The sequence below is a fragment of the Mucilaginibacter polytrichastri genome, assembly GCF_001911425.1.
GTDB classification, from domain to species: Bacteria; Bacteroidota; Bacteroidia; order Sphingobacteriales; family Sphingobacteriaceae; genus Mucilaginibacter; species Mucilaginibacter polytrichastri.
On sequence record NZ_MPPL01000001.1, the window covers coordinates 3781083 to 3805120 of the forward strand.

Below are 24038 nucleotides of genomic sequence, written 5' to 3' on the forward strand. Positions count from 1 at the left end.
TTACATTTAATATCAAATAACTATGTATTCATTTAAAACATGGCCCAATAAGGCCGGCCGGTTACTGCTTGTTGCGGTAACACTTTTATCTTTTGGTGAGGTTAAAGCACAATCGCCCCGTACTACACTCAATTTCGACAAAGGCTGGCGTTTCCATTTGGGCGATGTTAAAAATGTAGAAAGTACCTCATTTAACGACCAGCAATGGCGCACACTCGATTTACCGCACGATTGGAGCATTGAAGGCACCTTTAGTAAAGAGAACAAAGCTACTCCAGAAGGTGGCGCTTTACCCGGTGGCTTAGGTTTTTACCGTAAAACATTCACTGTACCAGCTACAGACAAAAACAAACTTATTTATATCGATTTTGACGGTGTTTACCTAAAAAGCGATGTATGGGTCAACGGGCATCACCTGGGTTTCAGGCCCAATGGCTATATCTCTTTCCGGTACGAGCTTACTCCTTATCTAAAATTCGGTGGTACAAACGTTATTGTTGTTAAGGTTGATAATACCGTTCAGCCTAACTCGCGCTGGTACTCCGGTTCGGGCATTTATCGTAATGTATGGCTGGTTAAAACCAACAAAATTGCGGTAAATCACTGGGGCACTTATGTAACCACGCCGAAGGTAAGCGCAGCGGCTGCCGAAGTATTGCTGAGTACTAAGGTGAGGCTAAAAATGTCTTCTTCATCAAACGTTACTGTAAGTACTACCATTTTTGATGCCAAGGGCAAGGCCGTATCAACCATAACTAACAACGATATTAACCTGTCAGATTCTATATCAACCGTAAATCAAACCTTAACGGTTAAAAACCCGGTATTATGGTCGGTAGATCAACCTTATTTATACAATGCGGTTACCAAAATTACCCAAGGCAAAACCTTGCTCGATACTTATGCAACTACGGTAGGCATCCGCTCTTTTGTTTTTGATGCCGATAAAGGTTTTATCCTGAATGGCAAACCGCTTAAAATTTTAGGCGTATGCGATCACCACGATCTGGGCAGCTTAGGTTCGGCCGTTAACACCCGTGCCTTGGAGCGCCAGCTGCAAATTTTAAAAGAGATGGGCTGTAACGGTATCCGTACGTCGCACAATCCACCAGCACCCGAGCTTTTAGACCTGTGCGATAAAATGGGGTTCATTGTGATGGATGAGGCTTTTGATTGCTGGGAAAAAGGCAAGGTTGATTATGATTACCACCTGTATTTTAAACAATGGCACAAACGCGATCTGGAAGATCAGATACTGCGCGACCGTAACCACCCAAGCGTTTTTATCTGGAGCATTGGTAACGAAATTCCGCAACAGACTGATACTGCCGCATTGCGCATAGCACCCGAACTGGCACGTATTGTACACAGCCTGGATGTGAGCAGGCCAATTACTACAGCTAATGACCGGCCTAATAAAAATAACCAGATCATTAAATCTGGCGCTCTTGATTTGGTTGGTTATAATTACCATCACCAGATTTATGAGAAATTCCATGACGATTTTCCGGGCATGAAATTCATCGGCACCGAAACTACCTCAGCATTAGAAACCCGTGGTTATTATGAGATGCCGTCTGATAGTATCCGTAGGTGGCCAATTGGTGATAGTTTTAAACATCCTGGAGGGTTGGGCAACGTGGTATCTGCCTATGACAATGTTTCGGCCCCATGGGGATCTTTACATGAAGAAACCTGGAAACTGATTAAGAAAAACGATTACCTGTCGGGCATGTACATCTGGACCGGCTTTGACTACCTGGGCGAACCCACGCCTTATAGCTGGCCTTCGCGCAGTTCGTACTTTGGTATTATTGACCTGGCTGGTTTCCCTAAAGATGTTTACTATATGTACCAAAGCGAGTGGACCGATAAAACTGTGCTCCACATTTTCCCGCATTGGAACTGGCAGCCCGGCAAAGTGGTTGACGTTTGGGCATACTACAACCATGCCGATGAAGTTGAATTGTTTTTGAATGGAAAATCACTAGGTATTAAAAAGAAACAAGGCGAAGACCTGCACGTAATGTGGCGTATCCCTTTTGAGCCCGGAACATTAAAAGCAGTATCGCGCTTAAATGGTAAAGTGGTACTAACCCGCACTATCAACACCGCAGGCAAAGCTGCAAAAATTGAGCTGACAGCAGACCGCAGCAATATTAAAGCTGATGGCAAAGACCTATCATTCGTAACCGTTAAAATATTAGATAAAGACGGCAACGTGGTGCCAGATGCCGAGAACCGCGTTAACTTTAAAATTAACGGCCAGGGTTTTATAGCCAGTGTTGATAACGGCGATCCTGTAAGCCACGATCCGTTTAAAGCCAGCTACCGCAAAGCATTCCATGGCCTGGCCTTAGCCATTATACAGGCGAAGGAAAAAGGCGGGGTTGTTAATTTAACTGCGGAGAGTGAAGGGTTGCAGGGGGCGAGTGTGGCTATTAAGGTTAAATAAGGACTTAAAAAGAGACACAAGGTATTGTGTCTCTACGGAAAACATGAATGTAGCGGCACAATATTTTGTGCCGCTTTTTTATTTAATCAGCCTGCTTCAACGCTTTCAAAGCCAAATGCGCTATGCTCGTTAAATTAGTACTGCCTATATTATAATTACGCATCAAGATAACGGCATAACCACTTGGTTGATCGATACCCATTTCTGAAGTATAACCCGGTACCGAACCATTATGCCCAATCACATCCAGATCTGCACTTTTGTAGAGCATCAATCCAAGTCCGTATTTTTCACCCCCAGGCGGCACTTCCTGCATTTGTTTCCAGCTTTTAGCTGAAAGCAAGGCAAGCTTGCCTGTCAGCGACATCGCAAACTTAGCCAGATCGCGCGGGGTTGAGTAGATACCTCCGTTTGGTACACGATAGCCACGGCCTTTCAATTCGCGCGCCGGTAAATCAATATTTACTCCTCCGTTTCCGTTAGACATGCCTTGCGCCAGTCGCGATAGTTTATCATCTGTTAACGCAAAATAAGTATCGGTCATATGCAGCGGATCCAGGATGCGCTGCTGTACCATTTGCATGTAAGGCACTCCGGCGGCTCTCGAAATAGCCAGCCCAAGCATGGCAAAACCAATATTAGAGTACAGAAATTGTTCGCCAGGCTTACTATTATAGGATGTTTTGGAAATACATGCTAAAACTTTTTGTTCCCATTGATCCAGCGGGCCAACATCGGCACCACGTAGCTCGGGTTCACGTTTTAATCCTGCGGTGTGTGAGGCCAGTTGCCTGAAGGTAATTTTGCTGTATTTATCATAATCCTTCAGATTCTTAATTTCGGGCAGGTAATTTTCAACCGGGTCGTCCAGTTTAATTTTACCCTCTTCTACCATCTGCATCAATAAAGTAGCGGTAAAAACTTTGGTGATAGAGCCTATCCTGTAAATATTATTGGTATCAGCAGGCACATCTTTTTCCATTTGCGAATGCCCAAAAGCACCGGCCCAGATCACCCGATCATTTTTCAAAATGGCTACTGAAATGCTGCCATGCAGATTATCTTTTTGAAGATCACTATTGATCTGATTGCCGATCAGGCTAATAACTGCATTCGTTTTAGCAGTAAGTTGGCCAAAGCTTAGCTGGCTAAATAGTATAAATGTGAGGAATAGGAATTTGATTTTCATTGGGGTAATGATTTGAAAATCAAGATACATAATTTAAAACCACGTTAAAACAAAAAGAGAAACAAACTATTGTGTCGCTCTGCTTCTGCCAGCCGTGCCTTCAATCCCCATCAAATTTCAGCCCTATCTGCGCTCGTGCTCTATCCAGCATACTCATCATCTCACGGGATAGATCATGTGTAATCACCGTGCTTTCAATTGAGCCTTTTTCAATCAACCGGCAAAAATGCTCAATTTCATAATTAAGGCCGCCGGCGGTGAAAGGTTCGTCCAATTCAACCACGTGCCCGTCTAAATAATCAATGGTAGCTTTTGATGGGTTCCACCAGTTTTTGTGGATCTTGATATTACCGAGCGTACCGCAAATAAGCGCATCGCCTTTGCCATGCAGCTCAAACCCACAATAAAGCTGGGCATAACCGCCTTGGTGCCTGGTCTGAAACATGCTGAACATATCCACCTTTTTATTGCCAAAATGCCCCATGGTTTGCACTTCGAGGGCTTGGCCGAGCCAGTCGGCCGCCAGGAATACTTCGTAGGGTGCAATAGCCATTAAGCCGCCGCCAATACCTGCGTGACTAAAATTAGGATGCTCTGGCTCTAAACCGGCGACAGACGAGCCGGCACGTACATAACCAACCGGGCCGATCGGGTCGGTTTCGAGATGTTTTTTGAGGGCTTGGTATAAAGGAAAAAATGGAGGCTTCATGGCCTCCATAAATAATAAGTTTTGCTGTTTGGCAACAGCCAATATTTCTTCTAACTGAGCCAGGTTTACAGCCGACGGTTTTTCGCAAAGCATGTGCTTGCCTGCCTTGAGTGCTGCAATGCTGTATTGCATGTGGCTATCGGGCAGGGTGGCAATATAAACCGCATCAATATCTGATGCGGCTAAAAGTTCATCGACAGATGCAAATGCCCTGCCTCCGTACTGAGTTATAAATTCTGCTACCGGCGCTGCCCTGCGCGACCATGCACCCGTTAAGGTTGCAGTTTTAACAGTGGCAAGCCCCTGCATAAACCGGTGCGATATCCGGCCGGTACCTATTATACCCCAGCGTACCATACACCTTTTATTGGTATTGAATGTAGATAGGGTGTGGTTTGTAATTTTTTATCACTTCGGCAGGCGTAAACATATGGTGCGGCGCTTTCTTGATATCGTTTTTGTAGAACAATTTAAAACCTGTAAACTGTACCGGCTCATTATGGATAAAGTAACGGTAAGTACCTGTTTTCAGGTCTGGTTCGCCCCAGCCATCCATATCAATAACCATTTGAATTTCTTTACGCAGTTTAATGTTCTGATAGTTAGTCAGCATTTTTTTAGTAAAGCGGTGTACGATTAAAATTTTGGGAGGCAAGTGGTATTTAGTAACCAGGTTAGCCAGGTAGCCAGATACATAATTTACATCGGCAGCATCATAAGTACCAATTCTTTTACCCGGAAGCGAGCCATCTTTCATCGAAAACTCAGGGTCCATACCAAAATGCACTTGCGGCATCATCAGGTATTTTTCCAGCAAAGGTAATTCTGCCTGTATGGTGCTTAACGATACCTGCACATCTAAAAACACAATAGCATGTGCTTTTTTGGCCAGTACCAAAATGCTGTCAATTTGTTTAAACGGCATACGGTGGCGGTATTTACCATCTTTACCGGCATCGCCGCTGGCCACTACTGCAATGTAGTGCAAGGCAGGCTGTACGGGTATTTTCGGGTCTACCTTTTCCCATGCTTTTACTTCGCCTTTTAATTTGGCAAGCATTTCATTGGGTGGCAATTCGCCCAAAATGCCCATTTTTTTAGAATATAAGTTACCATAGTAAGCTACTACCCTTTTAAACGGTAATATTGCGCCATCTAACGGGTAAGGTGCATTTTTAACAGGCCATTTACCAGTAGTATCGCCATTTGCCAAATATTTCATTAATGAATCATACTTAGCTTTGTCAAGCGGCGGGTAGGTTGTTTTTACAACAGATAAAGTATCAGTATCGGTTGCCGCAGCAGTGCCTGTACTGTCTTTAGTTGTTGTTTTGGTGGTGGTAGTTTTTGCGGTGGTTTTAGTACCGTTACTGCAATTGGTAAACAGTAATACGGATGCCAAAGCCATGGAGCCCGTTAGTAAGAAAGCTTTAAATTTCATTTGATGTTATTGTAAAGTATGCAGCGCTAAGGTTTCAAATTAGGCCCGAATATGCTTAAAATTATTTGATAGTTGATTTAATTTCGTAAAACATTCGTACAATAATTAACCAGCAGTTATTTTTTTGTTTTATAGAACTTACCAAATACGCCCAACGGTAATTTAATACCAGATGTGGCTTGTAGATAAAGCTCGCCGCACTCCAGATTTTCTACCTGCGGAAAAGCACTGCGGATGAGGTTTTCTACAATAACAGATGAAAAGCCCATTGAATAAGTGTTGAGGATGAGGAAATGCTCTTCGGGGTCGAGGAGTTGCACTACATCATGCATCATTTCATTGATATGATCTTCCAGTTTCCATTTTTCGCCATTGGGGCCATGCCCGTAAGCCGGAGGATCAAGGATGATACCATTATATTTTTTACCACGCTTTAATTCGCGCTTCACAAATTTCAAGGCATCCTCTACCACCCAGCGGATGTTTTCGAGGTTTGACAGTTCCTGGTTTTCATTAGCCCAGCTTACCACTTGGCGTATCGAATCTACGTGTGTGGTATCTGCACCTGCAGCCCTGGCTATTAACGAGGCGCCACCGGTGTAAGCAAACAGGTTAAGTACTTTGGGGCTTTTTGCTTTTATTTGTTTAACATGGCTGGAAATATAATCCCAGTTTACAGCCTGCTCGGGGAAAATACCTACGTGCTTAAATGATGTTAATGCTAAACGAAACTGGATAGCCACATCATCATTCTTATAGCCAATGTGCCAGCGGTCGGCCGTTTTAGGATTCTTTTTCACCCAATCGCCCGATGTGGCAGACCGGCCTCTAAAACGGATGGTTTGCAAACGCAGCCATTCGCTATCCGGCAATATTTTAGCCCAAACGGCTTGTGGCTCGGGCCTAACCAATATTACATCGCCAAAACGTTCCAGCTTTTCAAAATTGCCGCAATCAATTAATTCGTAGTCTTTCCAGTGCTGAGGCGTAAGGAGTTGGATCATATTTTAGTTTTGAGTGCCGAATTGCGAGTCAGGGTTACTGGCCACAAGTTTTAAAGTTTCCTGTATATGAAGTCGTATTACAGACTTATATACTGCAAAGATAATATTTACCAATGACTAAGAACTCATGACTTCTGACATAAGAATTATAACTTTTCGCGGGCTGCCTGTGTAAATTTACTGGCAAATACAAAGTCGTTCAGTTCTTTATTATCGGTATGGGCTATTTCTTTGTTAGAACCCTCCCACCATTTTTTACCCTGGTATAAAAACAAAATATTATCGCCAATACCCATTACCGAGTTCATATCGTGGGTAACCATTACGGTTGTGATCTTGTATTCGAGGGTTAATTCGCTAATCAGTTCGTCAATTACAATAGATGTTTGTGGGTCGAGGCCAGAGTTTGGCTCATCCACAAATAGATATTTGGGTTCCATAGAAATAGCGCGTGCTATACCCACCCGTTTTTTCATACCACCCGAAAGTTCTGACGGAAACAGCTTATTTTTCCCCTCCAGGTTAACACGCTCTAAACAAAAGTTAGCACGGTCAAGTTTTTCTGATTTGGACATGGTACTAAACAAATTGAGCGGGAAGATAATATTATCCTCCACCGTCATCGAATCGAACAATGCCGAGTTTTGAAACAACATACCAATTTGCTTTCTGATAGGCACACGCTGCTCAAAATCCATATCGGTAAAATTTTCACCGTCAAAAATTACATCTCCCTTGGTTGGGGCGTGTAAGCCTACTATGCATTTAAGCAAAGTAGTTTTACCAGAACCGGAGCCACCGATGATGAGATTATTTTTGCCGGGTTTAAAATTTGCAGTAATGCCTTTTAAAACATCGTTATCACCAAACGTTTTATAAATATCTTTAATCTCAATCATAACATTAAACGGGTAATAACAAGGTCAGCAAATAAAATCATTACGCAGCTGTATACAACGCCACGGGTGGCAGACTGGCCAACCTCTAAAGCGCCGCCGCTGGTATAAAATCCCTGATAAGCACAAATAGAAGTGATGATAAACCCAAAAACCAATGATTTAACTAACGCTACCTGGATGGTAAGCGGATCGAAACCATCTCGCAAACCGGAAACATAATCTGATGTAGATACATCACTTGATGTAAAACAGGCCAAGTAACCACCCCCAATACCTAAAAAAATAGATACAATTACCAGCAAAGGCACCATGGTTATGCCACCAATAATTTTAGGGGCGATGAGATATCCGGGCGCATTAACACCCATAATCTCTAAAGCGTCTATTTGCTCGGTAACCCGCATGGTACCAATTTGTGATGCAATGCTCGAGCCTACCCTGCCCGCCAGCACCAATGATGATATGGTGGGGCTAAACTCCAGGATGGTGGTATCGCGCCCAATACTACCGGCAATACTGCGTGGTATTAAAGGGCTTGCCAGCTGAAACGCAATTTGTATGGTAGTTGCTGCACCGATAAACACAGAAATGATACTAATGATACCGAGAGACCCAATACCGATTGATACCATTTCGCGCATTACTTCGCCCCAGTAAACACTAAATTTTTCGGGCTTTCTGAAGCTTAAACGCAACAACAAGATGTATCTGCCAAAAGAAGTAAACATGCTACTATTTTAAATAATTTGATTCAAAAATACATTTTTTAATCAGCAGGCTTTACAGCTTATAACAAATGGGTAATTTTAAGCATGAAAACCGCTCTAATTACAGGTGCTACCAAGGGCATGGGCCGGGCTATCGCTTTTGCTTTCGCTAAACAAGGATTGAACCTTGCAATTTGTTCACGAAATATAAAAGATTTAGAACAAATAAAAGCAGAACTGCTCAGTATTAATCAACAGATCAGCATAATAACCGTTGAAGCCGACGCTACCAAAAAAGATCAGCTGCTAAATTTTGCCCAAACTGCCGAGGCTCAGCTGGGCTATATCCACGTAATTGTTAATAATGTGGGCATTTACCAGCCTACCTCTATTTTAGATGATGCCGAAGACACCTTCGATTTTCAGTTAAGCGCCAACCTGCGCCCGGCTTACGAACTTTATCGCTATTTTGGCAAAAAGCTGGCCGCTGCACAAAACGGGCACATCTTTAACATTTGCTCTATAGCGGCTATAAACCCGGTAGTAAATGCCGGTATGTATAGTGTAACAAAAGCAGCGACACTTAGTCTTAGTAGTATAATGAGGCTGGAAATGCAACAATATGGTGTAAAAGTAACCTCGGTAATTCCGGGCTCAACCTTAACTTCTTCCTGGGATGGAGTTGCGGTTGATGCCAACAAAATGGTATTACCAGACGACATCGCTTCGGCAGTAATCGCGATTTATAATATGAGCGCCGGAGCCAATGTTAACGAGATCACCATAACACCCGTTTTCGGCCAGTTATAAAATCACTCAAAAAACTAATTGTTATGGAAAAGAAATTATATCGCGACGAACAGCACAAAGTAATAAGTGGTGTTTGCGCCGGACTAGCCGATTACTTTGGTATTGATGTATCTATTGTACGCCTGGTTTTTGTATTAACTTTAATTTTAAAAGGCGGCGGCGGTTTGCTATACATTGTACTTTGGATTGTATTACCTAAAAAACCATTCAGCTTTGTACCTCCGGTTGATTATACCGTGCCTCCGGGCTCGGGTTCGCCTTATCAACAATATAATGCTGCAAACCCATACCAGCCTACGCCTACTTTTGTGCCGCAACCACAAAAGCACCCAACAACAGCCGCATTAATTGGCGGTTTAGTATTAATACTTTTAGGCGGAGGTTTTTTACTGGACGAGTTTGACATTATCCCCGATTGGCGTTTTGACCAATGGTGGCCGGTAATATTGGTGGTAATTGGTATTGCCTTAATTTTTAAAGGCGGCAACAAACCCAAACCGGCACAAGCATGGCAGCAACCGGCAGAGCCTGTAAAATCCGAAGTAAAAGAAGAACCAGCAACCGATAACCCTTCAACCGAATTATAATGAGAAGAGACAGACTTACACCAGGTGTTATCCTGGTGCTCATTGGGGCCGTTGTCCTGCTGAGAAATTTTGGATACCTACACTTTCACTGGAGCAACATACTGCACCTGTGGCCTATATTTTTAGTGATTGGTGGTGTTAACCTCATATTTGCCAATAACCGCAGCATCTGGGCTACGGTTATAAAGCTAACTGTTATAGTGGTTGGTGTTGGTTTATTGCTATTTGGCGATTTTGGCGACCGGAACAGGTTTTTCCCAACCTTTTACTTTAACGGGCATCATCATAAAGACAATGATGACGACGATATGGATATTGACCTGGGCGATGATAAAGACGATAGCGACAGCACTACTACTAATACAAGCGATATTGTTAAGGTTGATGGCAATAGTTTTTACCACACCGCCTTTGCACCAGGCACCCGGATAGCGCGTTTAAACTTAAGCGGCGGCGGTACCACTTACAACCTGAGCGATACCACTAATGACCTGTTTGCGGCTAACGTAAAAGAGTTCTCGGGCCGTTACACGTTGAAAAACCATACCGACGATTCTGTAAGCGTGGTTGATTTTAACATGAACAATCAGCATCGCAAAAGCTTTACCTGGGGCGATAATAAAGCCAATACGGCCACGCTGAAATTAAACCCGAACCCGCTATGGGATGTAAACATCAAAGCGGGTGCAACTAGTTTGGACTTTGACCTCGCTAAGTTTAAAGTACGGTCGTTGGTATTAAGCGGCGGCGCAGCCTCATTCAGCATTAAGCTGGGCCAGCCGGTAGAAAACAATACCCGGGTTAATATTTCATCCGGCGTGTCTGACATTACCGTGAGCGTGCCTAAAGATGCAGCCTGCATGATTAATAGCAGTACAGGCCTGTCGTCAAACAACTTCGACGGTTTTAGCAATAACGGCGATAACGAATACAAAACCCCGGGATTTGATGCCGCCAAAAACAAGATCTACATTACCATAAGCGGTGGCTTATCAGATTTTAAAGTTCGCAGATACTAAAACCAAACACTACCATAGTTTAACCGCTTTGTGATTTACAAAGCGGTTTTTTTATATTTAAACAATGTCTCAAACATATATCATGGTCATAGGCGGTAAACCCGAAGGCCCTTTCAGCATTACAGAGCTAAAAGCCAAAGGACTTAAACCTGCCGACTTTGTTAAAACCGAAGCCATGATTGATTACAAAGAAGCCCACGAAATACCCGAACTGCGCGAGGTGCTTGGCTTTAGCAAGCCGCCGGTTATTCCGCAATACTTCGGCAGTTTCGACCAGCGTTTGCTTGCTGCTGTAATAGACTGGCTGATTGTTACCGCAGTATTTGTGATACCTGCCTTACTCATCGTATTAATATCGCAGGGCAAAATGTTTAACATGATACTCAGCGGCAGTTTACTGGCTATAATCCCCATTGCCTACCTCATTTACCATATTGTAATGGAAAGCGGCCCCAGGCAAGCCACTTACGGCAAGCAGATCTTAAAAATTAAAGTAACCGACATGCAGGGCTACCCCATTAACAGCAGCGCTGCAACAGGTAGAAACTTCGCCAAGATATTTTCTGTGCTTACTTTGGGGGTTGGGTACGTCCTCAACTTTTTCAACAAAAAGCAACAGTGTTTGCATGATATGATGGCTGGGACTTTGGTGGTGAAGGATAGGTTGGTGTAGATTAGTCCTCGTTTGCGAGCTTTAAAACTTCATCCTTAATATTCTTGCTAAATCTAAAAGAATGTTCTTCTAATAAATCTATAATTTCCTTTACAGAATTGATAACTCCTTTTTGTTTCGCAAGCAATAAAACTTTTAAGGTGCCCATTATTTTAATATCCATAGCTTTTGCTACAGACCGTCCCTTCCTTTCGTCAATAATTAAAATAGCCTTAATTTCCAACGCCAATGTAATTGCGCTCGCCTCTCCTGCGTCAAGAATATTTTCAAGAGACTTTAATTGTTCTTGATTCGAAATTTGTTTAACTAATATCCAATCAGGTAATGGGAATTCAAACTCCTCTTTTATTTTGGGAGTGATATAAATTACAGGAAAAGTTTCATGCAAAATATTTAAGTACCCGATTCTGTCTAAAGCGATAAGGCAACTTGTATCAGATATCACAATGTTACTCACTTCAATCTGCAGATCTTAAATCTTCCTCTGATTCACCAAAAATAGATGTTCCATAACGCGCAGCATTTTCCAGAAACCACCTTTTAGAAACCCCTGCAAACTGCGCAGCTTCGCCTGATGACATACTACCTTTGTCAAACAACACATAAGCGACAGATAACCTTACTTCGCTTTCATCAACATCTTCAGGTATATCAAAAGTAAGCGTTTTCATATTTATAAAGTTAACTAAAAAGTCTTTATAATAAAAACACGTCATTGCTTCGTTCGCAATGACGTGAAAAGCTAAATCAAAGAAAGCGATTCTGAACCAGAATGGCTTTCCTTTAATATATTAATTTTAATTCTCTTCCTAAACCGCGTCCGACAATGACGTAAACGTAAAGTCCCTGATCTTCAACGGTGGGATCATCGCCCCCTGGCCAGATTCGCCACTTACGGTACGTTCTGATTTACCAAGGGCTTCCAGGTTGTTGAGCATAATAACCGGACTTTCATTAAAACGGAAATTCTTAACTGGGAATGCGATTTTACCGTTCTCGATATAGAAAGTACCGTCGCGGGTAAGGCCGGTAAAGAGCAGCGTTTGTGGATCTACCGAGCGGATATACCATAAACGGGTAACCAATATACCGCGCTCTGTACCTTTAATCAATTCTTCGAGCGATGCACTACCGCCTTCCATAATTACGGCATCGGGTTGCGGAGTGGCCTTTACGCCTTTTTTCTGCGCCCAATAGCGCGAGTAGAACAGGTTTTTCACCACGCCTTTATCAATCCAGGCAATTTTTTCCTGCGGGCGGCCATCGCCGGCCCAGGTTGCTGTAGGAAGATCGGCATTTTGCGGGTCGGAATAAATATTTATGCGTTCGTCTACCAATTTGTCGCCTAACTTGGTGGTGCCGCCCGGCTTGCTTAAAAAGCTCCGGCCTTCATCGGCATTACGGGCATCCAGTTCGTAAAGCATGTTTTCCAGCAATACAATTACTGCGGCCGGCTCTAATATCACGGTATACTTGCCCGGCTCTATCGCCTTGGCGGTTATAGAAGCTGATGCCTTTTGGGCTGCAATACGGGTAGCAGCCGCCACATCAAGCTTACTTACATCATTATACCCTTTTGATGCATAGCCCGAGCCCTTACCATCCGGCGTGCGCACGGTAACGTTAAAGGCTACGCTGGTAGCGGTATTGTAAGCAAACAACCCCTTAGAGTTCATCATGGCGCTAAAGCCGGTGCTGTTGTTGTAAAAGCCAGCTGCATTAAGGTTACCGGCCTTAGAAATCTCCAAACTGGTAGCCACAGCGTCGGCCCGTGTTTTAGGGCTGATGGCGGCTGTTGCCTCTACATAAGTTTTTGACTCGAGATAGGTTTGCGGACCTAGCAAGGGCATATACTCCGGGTTTTCGGGAGCCAGTTTGGCCAGCTCTTCCGAGCGGCGCACCACTTTCTCCAGCGAGGCATCATCAAACTCGTTAATGGTAGCCACACCCGCTTTTTTACCGAATGCCGAGCTTACCACCAACATTTTTTCGCTGATGCCACCACTGGTTGATACGGAATTAAGTGCATACCGGATATTACCTACATCCGAGCCGGACAGATTAACTTCGCACTCGTCGGCTTTTGAATAACTGAGGACTTTCTTTAATAAAGTTTTGGCCTCTTCTTGAGTTAACAATGGCATATCAGATTTTTCTTGAGGTGTTAATTACGTTTACGCCGTTAAAACGGGCGGTAGATGAACCGTGCGATACCGCATTACTTTGCGCCGGCTGGCCTTTGCCATCGAAGAAGGTACCACCTAAACGGTAATCTTTTTCATCGCAAATGGCGCTGCAGGAGTTCCAGAACTCCTGAGTGTTAGATTGGTAGGCTACATCTTTCAGCATGCCGGTAATTTTGCCCTCTTTGATCTCGTAAAACAACTGCCCGCTAAACTGAAAGTTATAACGCTGCTGATCGATAGAGTACGAACCATCACCGATAATGTAAATACCTTTCTCTACATTTTTAATCAGTTCGGCAGGTGCGAGTGGCGTTTTGCCGGGTTGTAAAGAAATATTGGCCATACGCTGAAACTGTACATTATCCCAACTTTCGGCATAACAACAACCTTGCGATTCTTTAAGGCCGATAATATGCGCCTGATCGCGGATGGCCTGGTAGTTAACCAACACACCGTCTTTAATAATATCCCATTTACCGCACTTAACGCCTTCGTCATCATAACCTACATAGCCCAGTGAATTGGGTTGGGTTTTATCTGCAGCAATGTTAACCAGCTTGCTGCCGTAATTAAACTTACCCGATTTCCATTTATCCAGCGTAAGGAAACTTGTACCGGCAAAATTGGCTTCGTAACCCAGCACACGGTCGAGCTCGGAGGGGTGGCCAGCCGATTCGTGGATGGTTAAATATAAGTTTGTAGGGTCGAGCACTAGGTCATACTTACCTGCATCTACCGATTTGGCTTTGTGCTTTTCTGCGGCTTGCACGGCGGCAAGCTTGGCATCCTCCACCATATCATACCGGTTACGGTACAGGGTGGTCTGGCTATGGATTTTTTCCGATTCTTTAGGCGTTAAATATTCGTATCCCATCCCCACCGGTGAGCCCAGCGAATTACGGGTTTCGAACTTGCCGCTTTTAGCGTCGATTTTAGTTACATTGAAAACAGGCCACAAACGATGGATATCCTGATCGATGTATGAACCATCTGTTGATGCAAAATACTTTTGCTCGTTAACCGTAAACATGGCCGAATCTACATAGCTTGCGCCGGCCGTTATGGCGGCATTGTTTACGGCAAGCAGCAGGTCTATCTTCTCCTTAACAGGTACTTCAAAGGCATTGATCTCGATAGGAGTTTTCCAGCTTACCTCACCGTAGCCTTTTTGCGGGGCCAGTTCAACAGGCTTGGTTAATAACCGCGAGTTTTCTTTAGCTATCTGCACGGCCAGGGCTGTTGCAGCGGCAATGCCATCGGTTGTCATATCGCTGGTGGCAGAAAAGCCCCAGCTACCATTGGCGATAACCCGGATGCCCATCCCGTATGATTCGGTATTCACCACATTTTGCACCTTATCCTCGCGGGTAATTACATACTGGTTAAGATACCGGCCAATACGTACATCAGCATAAGTAGCACCCTTGGATTTGGCTGTGTTTAATACCACATCGGCCATTCGCTTTTTTACGGCAACATCAACACCCTGCGTAAGCAAATCGTGTGGTATTGGCGAACCCATTACCGGAATTTTGTTGAGCATTGCCGCCCCAAAACTCATCCCGGACAAATAGAGGAAGTCTTTTCTTTTCAAAATGGTAAGATTTATTCCTAAATATATCTATTTACTATTTAAATAAATTTTTATTTGGATGAATTACAACCTTTTTATGAAAATTGTAAAGACTGTTACCGGATTTGACGCTCTTTTTCCATTTGTCATATTGAGCGACAGCGAAATATCTTCTTCGACAGGCAATTACGTAGCAGGTTCTTCGCTGTCGTTCAGAACAAATTTTAATTTGGTCAATAAAACCATAAAAAAAGGACCCGAACATCGGGGCCTTCCTATCTTGATTCTTGTCTCTGGATTCTTGAGTCTAAAAACTAAACTGCGTCTGATAACGAGCTGAACGTAAAGTCTCTGATCTTCATTGGCGGGATCATGGCACTTTGGAATGACTCACCGCTTACTGCACGTTCCGGGCGGCCAAGGGCTTCCAGGTTGTTGAGCATAATGATGGGGCTTTCGTTAAAACGGAAGTTTTTAACCGGGAACTTAATTTGCCCGTTCTCGATATAGAAAGTACCATCTCGGGTTAAGCCGGTGTACAGTAAAGTTTGCGGATCAACCGGGCGGATATACCACAAACGGGTAACCAGGATACCTCTTTCTGTACTCTTAATCAGGTCTTCCAGCGAGGCATCTCCACCTAACATGGTTATTGCATCGGGGCCCGGGATGGCTTTAACACCTTTTTTCTGTGCCCAATAACGAGAATAGTAGAGGTTTTTTACCACACCTTTTTCTATCCAGTTAATGCGTTCCTGCGGGCGACCGTCGCCATTCCAGGTACTACTTGGCAGGTCAGGGTTTTGCGGGTCAGAGTAAATGGTTACACGTTCGTCAACCAGTTTATCACCCAGTTTGGTACCACCACCGGCTTTGCTTAAAAAGCTGCGGCCTTCATCTGCGCTACGTGCATCTAAACCGCCGTATAATTGCTCTAACAATACAATACCTGCAGATGGCTCCAGAATTACGGTGTACTTACCGGGCTCAATGGCTTTGGCTGTTATCGATCCGGTTGCCTTTTGGGCAGATACCTTGGTTAATTTAAGGGTATCCATTTTGGTATAGTCCTCATAATCTCTCGAGGCATAGCCAGAACCTTTACCATCTTCGCTACGCAGCGTTACCGAAAAATTAATATCGCTGTATTTGTTATACGCGAATAAACCGTGCGAGTTCATCATGGCGGCAAAGCTGCCGGTATTTTGCAAAAAGCCAGCGGCGGTAAGCTTGCTATCTTTTGCTACCTGTAAGCTTTGTGCTACCATATCGGTACGCAGCTTAGGCGACATGTCTGCCGTTTTCTGGTCAAATAATTTAGGGTTTGGCGCGGCGTAAGTTTGCGGACCCAGGAAAGGCATAAACTCCGGATTCTCCGGCGCCAGTTGGGCCAGTTCTTCCGAGCGGCGAACTACTTTTTCTAACGAGGCATCGTCGTACTCGTTAATAGTTGCTACGCCTAGTTTTTTGCCGAATGCTGATGATACCACCAAACTGGTTTGGGCAATGGCACCACTTGTTGATACCGAGTTACGGGCATAACGAATGTTTGCGCTATCCGAACCGTTCAAATTAATTTCACACTCATCGGCTTTAGAATAGCTGAGCGCCTTTTTCATGAGCGAGCGCGCTTCTTCTTCACTTAATATAGCCATAATATTTTTTAGATTTTTCTTGCTGTGTTGATGATATTAACTCCATTAAATCGTGTGGTAGATGAACCGTGCGACACGGCGCTTACCTGCTCTGGCTGACCTTTACCGTCAAAGAACGAACCGCCTAAACGGTAATCGCTTTTATCACATACGGCCGAGCATGAGTTCCAGAACTCCTGGGTGTTTGATTGGTAAGCCACATCGTTAAGCATACCTACAATTTTACCGTTCTTTACCTCGTAATAAAGCTGGCCGCTAAACTGGAAGTTGTAACGTTGCTGATCGATAGAGAATGAGCTGTCGCCCACTACATAAATACCTTTCTCTACATCTTTAATCAGTTCGGCTGGTGTAAGCGGTGTTTTACCCGGCTGCAACGAAATATTTGGCATCCGTTGAAACTGCACATCGCTCCAGGCATCGGCATAGCAACAACCCTGCGAGGCATTAAGCCCAATGATGTGCGCCTGATCGCGGATGGTTTGATAGTTAACCAAAATACCATCTTTAATAATATCCCACTGGCCGCATTTAACACCTTCGTCATCATAACCCACCGCACCCAGCGAACCCGGTTGCAGTTTATCGGCCACAATGTTTACATTCTTGCTGCCGAAGTTAAATTTGCCCGTTTTCCATTTATCTAAAGTAAGGAAACTGGTACCGGCAAAGTTAGCCTCGTAACCCAGCACACGGTCAAGCTCTGTAGGGTGGCCAACAGACTCGTGGATAGTTAACCAGAGATTTGATGGATCTAAGATCAAATCATATTTACCCGCTTCAACAGATTTGGCAGCCATTTTTTCAGCACCTTGTTTACCTGCAAAACCTGCATCCTCTATCATATCGTAGCTGTTACGATAAAGCGGGGTCGGCATGTTTGTAATTTTATCTGCCGCTTTGGGTATCAGGTACTCATAACCCATACCACGCGGCGAACTCAGTGCATTACGGGTTTCAAATTTGCCACTTTTAGCATCCACGTGGGTTGCAAAAAATGTTGGCCAAATGCGGTGTACATCCTGGTCTATGTATGAACCATCGCTGGATGCAAAATATTTTTGCTCGTTAACAGAAAAGATGATGGAAGTGATATAATTAGCACCAGCTTTCATGGCCGTATCATTCACCTTCAATAATAAGTCAACCTTATCTTTAATAGGCACCTCGAAAGCATTTTTTTCGATTGGTGTTTTCCAGCTTACCTCGCCGTAACCTTTTTGAGGGGCTAACTGAACGGGTTCCGACTGGATGCGCGCATTCTCTTTGGCAATGGCTACTGCCGCTGCTGCTGCTTTGGCAATACTATCGTTGTCCATTTTATCGGTAGCCGCAAAACCCCAGCAACCGTTGGCTAGTACACGTATACCCATGCCATAACTCTCGGTATTTACTACGTTTTGCACTTTTTCTTCGCGCGTTACCACAAATTGGCGCAAATAACGCCCGATACGGACATCTGTATAAGTTGCACCTTTTGACCGTGCGGCATTGAGCGCAACATCGGCCATTCGTTTTTTAAGGGCAACGTCGATACCGCCCTGCATAGCTGCCTCGGCAGATATGGGCGAACCGATAACTGGTATCCCCGCCAGCATGGCGCCGCTTATGCCCATGCCTGTGAGATAAAGGAAATTTTTTCTGTTCAAAGTAGTAAGAGTTTAGTAAATGATTTAAACTATATATCGATTGTCAGTTAGTGGTATGGTTGAGTATAATTGGTGCTTAAGTTAATAATTATTTAGGTTGATTGTATTTTGGTTAGACGCTGGTTACAATTAATTTGTTACGGTATTTGTTGATTTTAAATATGCTTAAAAGCAGCAGACCTGTCCCATAAACCGCCCGTCATGCCGAACTTGTTTCGGCATCCCACTTGCTAAGCTCTAAGACTTAAAAGTGGCAGACCTGTCCCGTGAGATCCTGAAACAAGTTCAGGACGACATGGTGGATTTCCTTTCCTGCCCTATCCGTAATACCAAATCCCCCCATAAGCCGCCCGTCATGCCGAACTTGTTTCGGCATCCCACTTGCTAAACTCTACGACTTTAAAGCAGCAGACCCATTCCATAAGCCGCCCGTCATGGCGAACTCGTTTCGGCACCCCACTTGCTAAGCTCTACGACTTTAAAGTACCAGACCTGTCCCGTGAGATCCTGAAACAAGTTCAGGACGACATGGTGAATTTCCTTTCCTCTACTCTCCGTAATACCAACTTCCCCAATAAGCCGCCCGTCATGCCGAACTCGTTTCGGCATCCCACTTGCTAAGCTCTAAGACTTAAAAGTAGCAGACCTGTCCCGTGAGATTCTGAAACATGTTCAGGACGACATGGTGAATTTCCTTTCCTCTACTCTCCGTAATACCAACTTCCCCCATAAGCCCGTCATGCCGAACTTGTTTCGGCATCCCATAGGACAAATCTGTAACTGTTATTCCTGATAGTCAATTTCTACTTTCAAGTCCTTCATTTCTGGATTCACAGACTTGATTAAATTTACTTTCCATTCATGATGCCAGTTTTTCAATTGCTTTTCTCTATCAATAGCATCCGTAATACGGTCAAAATGTTCATAATATACTAAATCGAACAACTTATATTTTTTTACATAAGCTGAACCTTCATTGTTATTTAAGTGTTGCCAAACTCTTGATCGCAGATCACTTGTTACACCGATGTAAAAAGTGGTTCGGTATTGATTGGACATGATATAAACATGGCCCTGTTTAAATAGCATATTGTTTATTTGGTTCTCGCATACTTAGCATGTGGGATGCCGAAACAAGTTCGGCATGACGGGCGGAGAGTCTTTTGCTCCCTGCTCATCCCCTTTATCATTTTAAATAGCATAATTACTTACAGTAAACTTAGCATATGAGATGCCGAAACAAGTTCGGCATGACGGTGGAGAATCTTCCACCTCCCTTTATATCTTCCTGCTTGTATTAATCACATTCACTTTATCGAACTTACTGGTTGAACATCCGTGTGATACCGCGCTTACTTGGGATGGCTGGCCTTTACCATCGAAGAATGAACCGCCTAAACGGTAATCGCTTTGATCGCAAATGGCAGAGCATGAATTCCAGAACTCCTGGGTATTGGCCTGATACGCTGCCCCGCTTACCATACCGGCTATTTTACCGTCTTTAATTTCGTAACAAAGCTGGCTGCTAAACTGGAAGTTATACCGTTGTTGATCTATAGAGTATGAGTTACGGCCAAACATGTAAAGCCCTTTCTCGGTATTTTTAATTAAATCGGCTGGTGCCAATTTGGCTTTACCGGGCTGCAGGCTTACATTTGGCATGCGCTGAAACTGCACATCGTCCCAGCTTTGGGCGTAGCAGCAGCCTTGCGAAGCATTGAGGCCGAGGATGTGCGCCTGGTCGCGAATGGTTTGATAGTTAACCAAAACGCCATCTTTAATAATATCCCACTTACCACATTTAACACCTTCGTCATCATAACCAACCGTGGCTAAACCACCGGCCTGCAGCTTATCGCCTGCAAAGTTTACGATGTTGCTGCCAAAGTTAAATTTACCCGATTTCCATTTATCCAGGGTAAGGAAACTGGTACCGGCAAAGTTGGCTTCGTAACCCAGCACACGGTCTAATTCTGTTGGGTGGCCTACAGATTCGTGGATGGTTAAGAAAAGGTTGGTTGGGTCTAAAATCAGATCGTATTTACCGGGTTCAATCGGTTTGGCTTTTAGTTTTTGGTCTAGTTGGGCAACAGCAGTTTTGGCATCTTCAACCATATCAAAACGGTCGCGATAGATGGGAAAAATACCATTTAGCACGGTAGATTTATCGGGGATAAGATACTCATACCCCATGCCCATCGGCGCGCCAAGCGAGTTGCGGGTTTCAAACTTGCCGCTCTTGCTATCTGTTTTGGTGATGGTAAAGCTGGGCCAGATGCGATGGATATCCTGGTCGATGTATGAGCCGTCTGTAGAAGCAAAATACTTCTGCTCGTTAATCATAAATAACTGGTTACTTATAAAGTTAGCCCCTGCGCTAAGCGCTGCATTGTTAGCAGCCAGCAGCAAGTCTACTTTATCTTTTATAGGAACCTCAAAAGCATTTTTCTCTATCGGGGTTTTCCAGCTTACCTCGCCATAGCCTTTTTGCGGTGCCAGTTGTACAGGCTCGCTCAGTAACTTAGAATTTTCTTTGGCAATGCGTACGGCTAACTCTGCCGCCCTGGCAATGCTGTCGTTGTCCATTTTATCGGTAGCGGCAAAGCCCCAGCAACCATTGGCCAGCACACGTACGCCCATACCATAACTTTCGGTATTGGCTATATTTTGCACCCGGGTTTCGCGGGTTATTATAGATTGATTAAGATACCTGCCTATCCTTACATCGGCATAAGAAGCACCCCTTGATTTGGCAGCGTTAAGGGCCACATCGGCCATGCGCTTTTTATTAGCTATGTCAACAGCTTGCAGCGCGGCCTCCGGGTGTACCGGCGAACCCATAACGGGGATATTGGAGAACATGGCTGCACCCAATCCCATCCCGCTCAAATAAAGGAAATCTTTTCTTTTCAAGGCTATAGTTTTAAGAGCCTAATATAGTTTTTTTAGAAGCAAGAGGCAAGAACAGGAGACAAGAATGTGCGGTTTTGGAATCGGAAATTGAGAGTCAGGAATCGGATGGAAAATATAACGAAACCTCAAATTTGTCATTGCTGTAAAGGTCAAGTAATTCGGTAACAGAATTAGCTTTATACAATTAAAGCTAACGTTATGCGGAACATTAATAATGACCTCACCTTAAAACGGAACTATTTAAGTAAATATCGTTTTCTAATTGGAGAGTATGAACAGGTAAAGCGCGGGGAGCACCCTGTATTCAGATTTGCCAAAGATTTCTATTTGGCTCATGATACAGATGCAAGGGCTTTTTTAAAGTATTACAATCTTTTCAAACAGTCTGGTAATGAAAATGATCTGTTGCCAGGCAAGCGCGGACCTAAGTATGGGAACCGCAGGCCATCTGATGAAGATGAGCAGCAGATATTAAACCTTCGGGACCGGGGTTGCAATAAGTTTGAGATCACGAATCAACTTAAACAGAAATCAAATAACTTTACACCATCACCATCAGGGGTATACAACGTCCTGAAGCGGCATAACCGGAATCGTTTAAAGCCGGCAGACCGGGAATTAAAGGTAAAGATCATTAAGGAACGTATGGGCCAGTTAGGGCATATCGACTGTCATCACTTAAGCAAAAGTGTGATCAGGGGGCAAAACAGGAAGCTTTATCTGCTGTGTGTGCTGGATGATTATTCACGCGTAGCCTGGGCGCAGGTGATGGAGGACATCACCGCACTAACCACCATGTTTACTGCTATGCATTGCATGCAGGCAATCAAAAGAGAGTTCGGTATCCAGTTCGAGGAAATGATCGCAGATAACGGGCCTGAATTTGGGCCAGCTGGCAGTCAAAACAAAAACAAGCACCCGTTTGAAAGAATGCTAATGGAAACCGGCATTAAACGCCGTTACATGAAACCCTACAGGCCACAAACCAACGGCAAGGTTGAACGCTTTTGGAGGACATTAAAAGAAGATCTTATCGAAGAAACAGATTTTGATACCCTGCAAGAGTTAGAAGACGAATTGTTAAAATATCTTGTTTATTACAATTGGGAAAGACCGCATCAAGGCATTAACGGCAAAAAACCTATCGAAATGTGCACCCTAAACAACAAATAATAAATACCTAATTCTGTTACCGAATTACATAACCCTTACAATTGCGAGGTACGAAGCAATCTCGTCGCGTGTATTTGTCCGATCTGTATAGTTACGAGATTGCTTCGTACCTCGCAATGACAAATTTATTTAAACAATAGGGCTGGAGAGAGGCTTCTAAAACTTTAATTTCCAAAAATAGACGCCTTCAATCTTTCTTCGGGCGAGAGTTTTACAAACTCTTTGTAGCATTTGTTGAGGTATGCTGCCAGGTTAAATTCTTCACTGGTAAAAGTTTCTATATCGGGCGAATAGCGCATGATGAAGCTATGCAGTTCCTGGTCTTTAAGGGGGACGTATTTTTCGATGCTTTCTTTACTGAAAGCTTGTTGAATCTGCGCAGTTATCTTATCATTTTTAGCTTCCAACTCGCGCTTTTTGGCCTCATTCTCGGTCTTCTTGTTCGACCATATTCTCAGATTAATACCACCCTTTACCGTACCATCTTTATTACGCTGGTAAGTCATGGTCTGGTTATGGAAGTCGGGGTCTTTTCGCTGTTTAAATATAGATTCATTAACAGCGCCTTTGCCGTTGATTTCTACCTCGTTCAGCAGGTGTTGCAGCGGGTCCATGTAAAACTCGCGTGCATGCAGATCAGTCACTACCACGGTATCTGGCTTGTAGCCAAACCCGTTAAGCACCAGCATGTCGCTAATTTTGGCTGTTAAGCTAAACCGGCCTTGTTTATCGGTAACGGTTTTGTATTTACCGTTCAAATTTTCGACCGTTATACCAGCCAGTGCAACATGGGTTTTGTTCTCAAAAACAACACCCTCCTGGGCATGCTGAGCATAGCTAAAAGAAGCCATTAATGAGAGAAAAAATAACAAACACCAACTACGCATTCTTCAAAAATAAAAATAATTGCCTTAACAATGAGTTAAAATTTGTTAAAAGGTTTAAAGACAGTCCAGAATCGAGAATCAGGAATCAAGATTTCAGCTGACAAAATCCTGTCACAAATACAGACTTTTAAGTTCGAAAAGTGGAACATAGAAAGCAATCGATATTTATATATAATAAACTAAATATCAAATAATTAACCACAATTCAAATTGATTTTTATGACTTTTAAGTCTGCAAAGTGGAACAGGTGGCACAAGTGGAACGTTCCAATTAATTCCAAAAAAAAGCCTCCCTGCCAATGGCAGGAAGGCTTGAATATTATTTCCAAAAAATTTAATATCAAGATCAGACTTAACAGTAATTATAAGCTTTGTCTTACTTCTTGATTCTCGATTCTTGCCTCTCTTTTCTAAACTGCGTCTGACAGTGAAGTGAACGTAAAGTCCCTGATCTTCATCGGCGGGATAAGATAACTACGGTAGCTTTCTACACTGATGGTACGCTCTGG

Annotated in this window: 21 protein-coding genes; 6 read left to right on the forward strand and 15 right to left on the reverse strand. The window is 43.7% G+C overall.

Annotated elements, in window-relative coordinates; genetic code table 11:
* Positions 1-22: 22 nt before the first annotated feature.
* Positions 23-2455, forward strand: coding sequence for a beta-galactosidase GalB (gene galB, locus RG47T_RS16015; protein WP_074490404.1), 2433 nt, complete (start codon positions 23-25; stop codon positions 2453-2455).
* An 82-nt stretch (positions 2456-2537) separates the two neighbouring features.
* On the opposite strand, the gene RG47T_RS16020 is transcribed toward galB, so the two are convergent.
* The 6 genes from RG47T_RS16020 to RG47T_RS16045 form a co-directional block, all read right to left on the reverse strand.
* Positions 2538-3644, reverse strand: coding sequence for a serine hydrolase domain-containing protein (locus RG47T_RS16020; protein ID WP_171972543.1), 1107 nt, complete (start codon positions 3642-3644; stop codon positions 2538-2540).
* Positions 3645-3744: 100 nt separating this feature from the next.
* Positions 3745-4710, reverse strand: a complete 966-nt coding sequence (locus RG47T_RS16025; RefSeq protein WP_074490406.1) for a Gfo/Idh/MocA family protein — start codon at positions 4708-4710, stop codon at positions 3745-3747.
* Between the two features lie 7 nt (positions 4711-4717).
* Positions 4718-5794, reverse strand: a complete 1077-nt coding sequence (locus RG47T_RS16030) for a hypothetical protein (RefSeq protein ID WP_074490407.1) — start codon at positions 5792-5794, stop codon at positions 4718-4720.
* 116 nt (positions 5795-5910) lie between these two features.
* Entirely contained in the window at positions 5911-6798 is an 888-nt protein-coding gene (locus tag RG47T_RS16035) for a class I SAM-dependent methyltransferase (RefSeq protein WP_074490408.1), read from the reverse strand.
* Between the two features lie 146 nt (positions 6799-6944).
* A complete protein-coding gene (locus RG47T_RS16040; RefSeq protein WP_074490409.1) occupies positions 6945-7697 on the reverse strand; it encodes an ABC transporter ATP-binding protein in 753 nt (250 codons plus the stop codon).
* The gene (locus RG47T_RS16045; RefSeq protein WP_074490410.1) at positions 7694-8425 is read right to left on the reverse strand and encodes an MlaE family ABC transporter permease; all 732 of its coding nucleotides are present in this window, start codon (positions 8423-8425) and stop codon (positions 7694-7696) included. Before RG47T_RS16045 ends, RG47T_RS16040 begins: the two co-directional genes overlap by 4 nt.
* 84 nt (positions 8426-8509) lie before the next feature.
* Here RG47T_RS16045 and RG47T_RS16050 point away from each other — a divergent pair, with 84 nt between their 5' ends.
* The 4 genes from RG47T_RS16050 (at position 8510) to RG47T_RS16065 (ending at position 11493) form a co-directional block, all read left to right on the forward strand.
* Positions 8510-9214, forward strand: coding sequence for an SDR family oxidoreductase (locus RG47T_RS16050; RefSeq protein WP_074490411.1), 705 nt, complete (start codon positions 8510-8512; stop codon positions 9212-9214).
* Positions 9215-9237: 23 nt separating this feature from the next.
* A complete protein-coding gene (locus tag RG47T_RS16055) occupies positions 9238-9801 on the forward strand; it encodes a PspC domain-containing protein (RefSeq protein ID WP_074490412.1) in 564 nt (187 codons plus the stop codon).
* Complete coding sequence (locus RG47T_RS16060; RefSeq protein ID WP_074490413.1) at positions 9801-10820, forward strand: toast rack family protein; 1020 nt, start codon at positions 9801-9803, stop codon at positions 10818-10820. Before RG47T_RS16055 ends, RG47T_RS16060 begins: the two co-directional genes overlap by 1 nt.
* Before the next feature lie 64 nt (positions 10821-10884).
* Positions 10885-11493 carry an RDD family protein gene (locus RG47T_RS16065; RefSeq protein WP_074490414.1) on the forward strand — a complete coding sequence of 203 codons (609 nt, stop codon included), beginning with the start codon at positions 10885-10887 and terminating at the stop codon, positions 11491-11493.
* 1 nt (position 11494) lies between these two features.
* On the opposite strand, the gene RG47T_RS16070 is transcribed toward RG47T_RS16065, so the two are convergent.
* The 8 genes from RG47T_RS16070 to RG47T_RS16105 form a co-directional block, all read right to left on the reverse strand.
* Positions 11495-11938 (reverse strand): PIN domain-containing protein, encoded by a 444-nt coding sequence (locus RG47T_RS16070; protein ID WP_139302432.1) that lies wholly within the window; start codon positions 11936-11938, stop codon positions 11495-11497.
* Positions 11939-11951: 13 nt separating this feature from the next.
* Positions 11952-12164: a UPF0175 family protein gene (locus tag RG47T_RS16075; RefSeq protein WP_074493521.1), complete on the reverse strand. Its 213-nt coding sequence runs from the start codon at positions 12162-12164 to the stop codon at positions 11952-11954.
* Positions 12165-12302: 138 nt separating this feature from the next.
* On the reverse strand, positions 12303-13637 hold the full coding sequence (locus RG47T_RS16080) for a TldD/PmbA family protein (protein WP_074490415.1): 1335 nt from the start codon (positions 13635-13637) through the stop codon (positions 12303-12305).
* 1 nt (position 13638) lies between these two features.
* Complete coding sequence (locus RG47T_RS16085; RefSeq protein WP_074490416.1) at positions 13639-15273, reverse strand: TldD/PmbA family protein; 1635 nt, start codon at positions 15271-15273, stop codon at positions 13639-13641.
* A 293-nt stretch (positions 15274-15566) separates the two neighbouring features.
* Positions 15567-16907 (reverse strand): TldD/PmbA family protein, encoded by a 1341-nt coding sequence (locus tag RG47T_RS16090; RefSeq protein WP_074490417.1) that lies wholly within the window; start codon positions 16905-16907, stop codon positions 15567-15569.
* A gap of 8 nt (positions 16908-16915) precedes the next feature.
* Complete coding sequence (locus RG47T_RS16095) at positions 16916-18556, reverse strand: TldD/PmbA family protein (RefSeq protein ID WP_074490418.1); 1641 nt, start codon at positions 18554-18556, stop codon at positions 16916-16918.
* Between the two features lie 783 nt (positions 18557-19339).
* The gene (locus RG47T_RS16100) at positions 19340-19645 is read right to left on the reverse strand and encodes a GIY-YIG nuclease family protein (protein WP_074490419.1); all 306 of its coding nucleotides are present in this window, start codon (positions 19643-19645) and stop codon (positions 19340-19342) included.
* A 189-nt stretch (positions 19646-19834) separates the two neighbouring features.
* Complete coding sequence (locus RG47T_RS16105) at positions 19835-21469, reverse strand: TldD/PmbA family protein (protein ID WP_074490420.1); 1635 nt, start codon at positions 21467-21469, stop codon at positions 19835-19837.
* A gap of 198 nt (positions 21470-21667) precedes the next feature.
* Here RG47T_RS16105 and RG47T_RS16110 point away from each other — a divergent pair, with 198 nt between their 5' ends.
* On the forward strand, positions 21668-22642 hold the full coding sequence (locus tag RG47T_RS16110; protein WP_074490421.1) for an integrase core domain-containing protein: 975 nt from the start codon (positions 21668-21670) through the stop codon (positions 22640-22642).
* Between the two features lie 164 nt (positions 22643-22806).
* On the opposite strand, the gene RG47T_RS16115 is transcribed toward RG47T_RS16110, so the two are convergent.
* Positions 22807-23493, reverse strand: coding sequence for a peptidase associated/transthyretin-like domain-containing protein (locus RG47T_RS16115; protein ID WP_074490422.1), 687 nt, complete (start codon positions 23491-23493; stop codon positions 22807-22809).
* Positions 23494-24038: the final 545 nt, after the last annotated feature.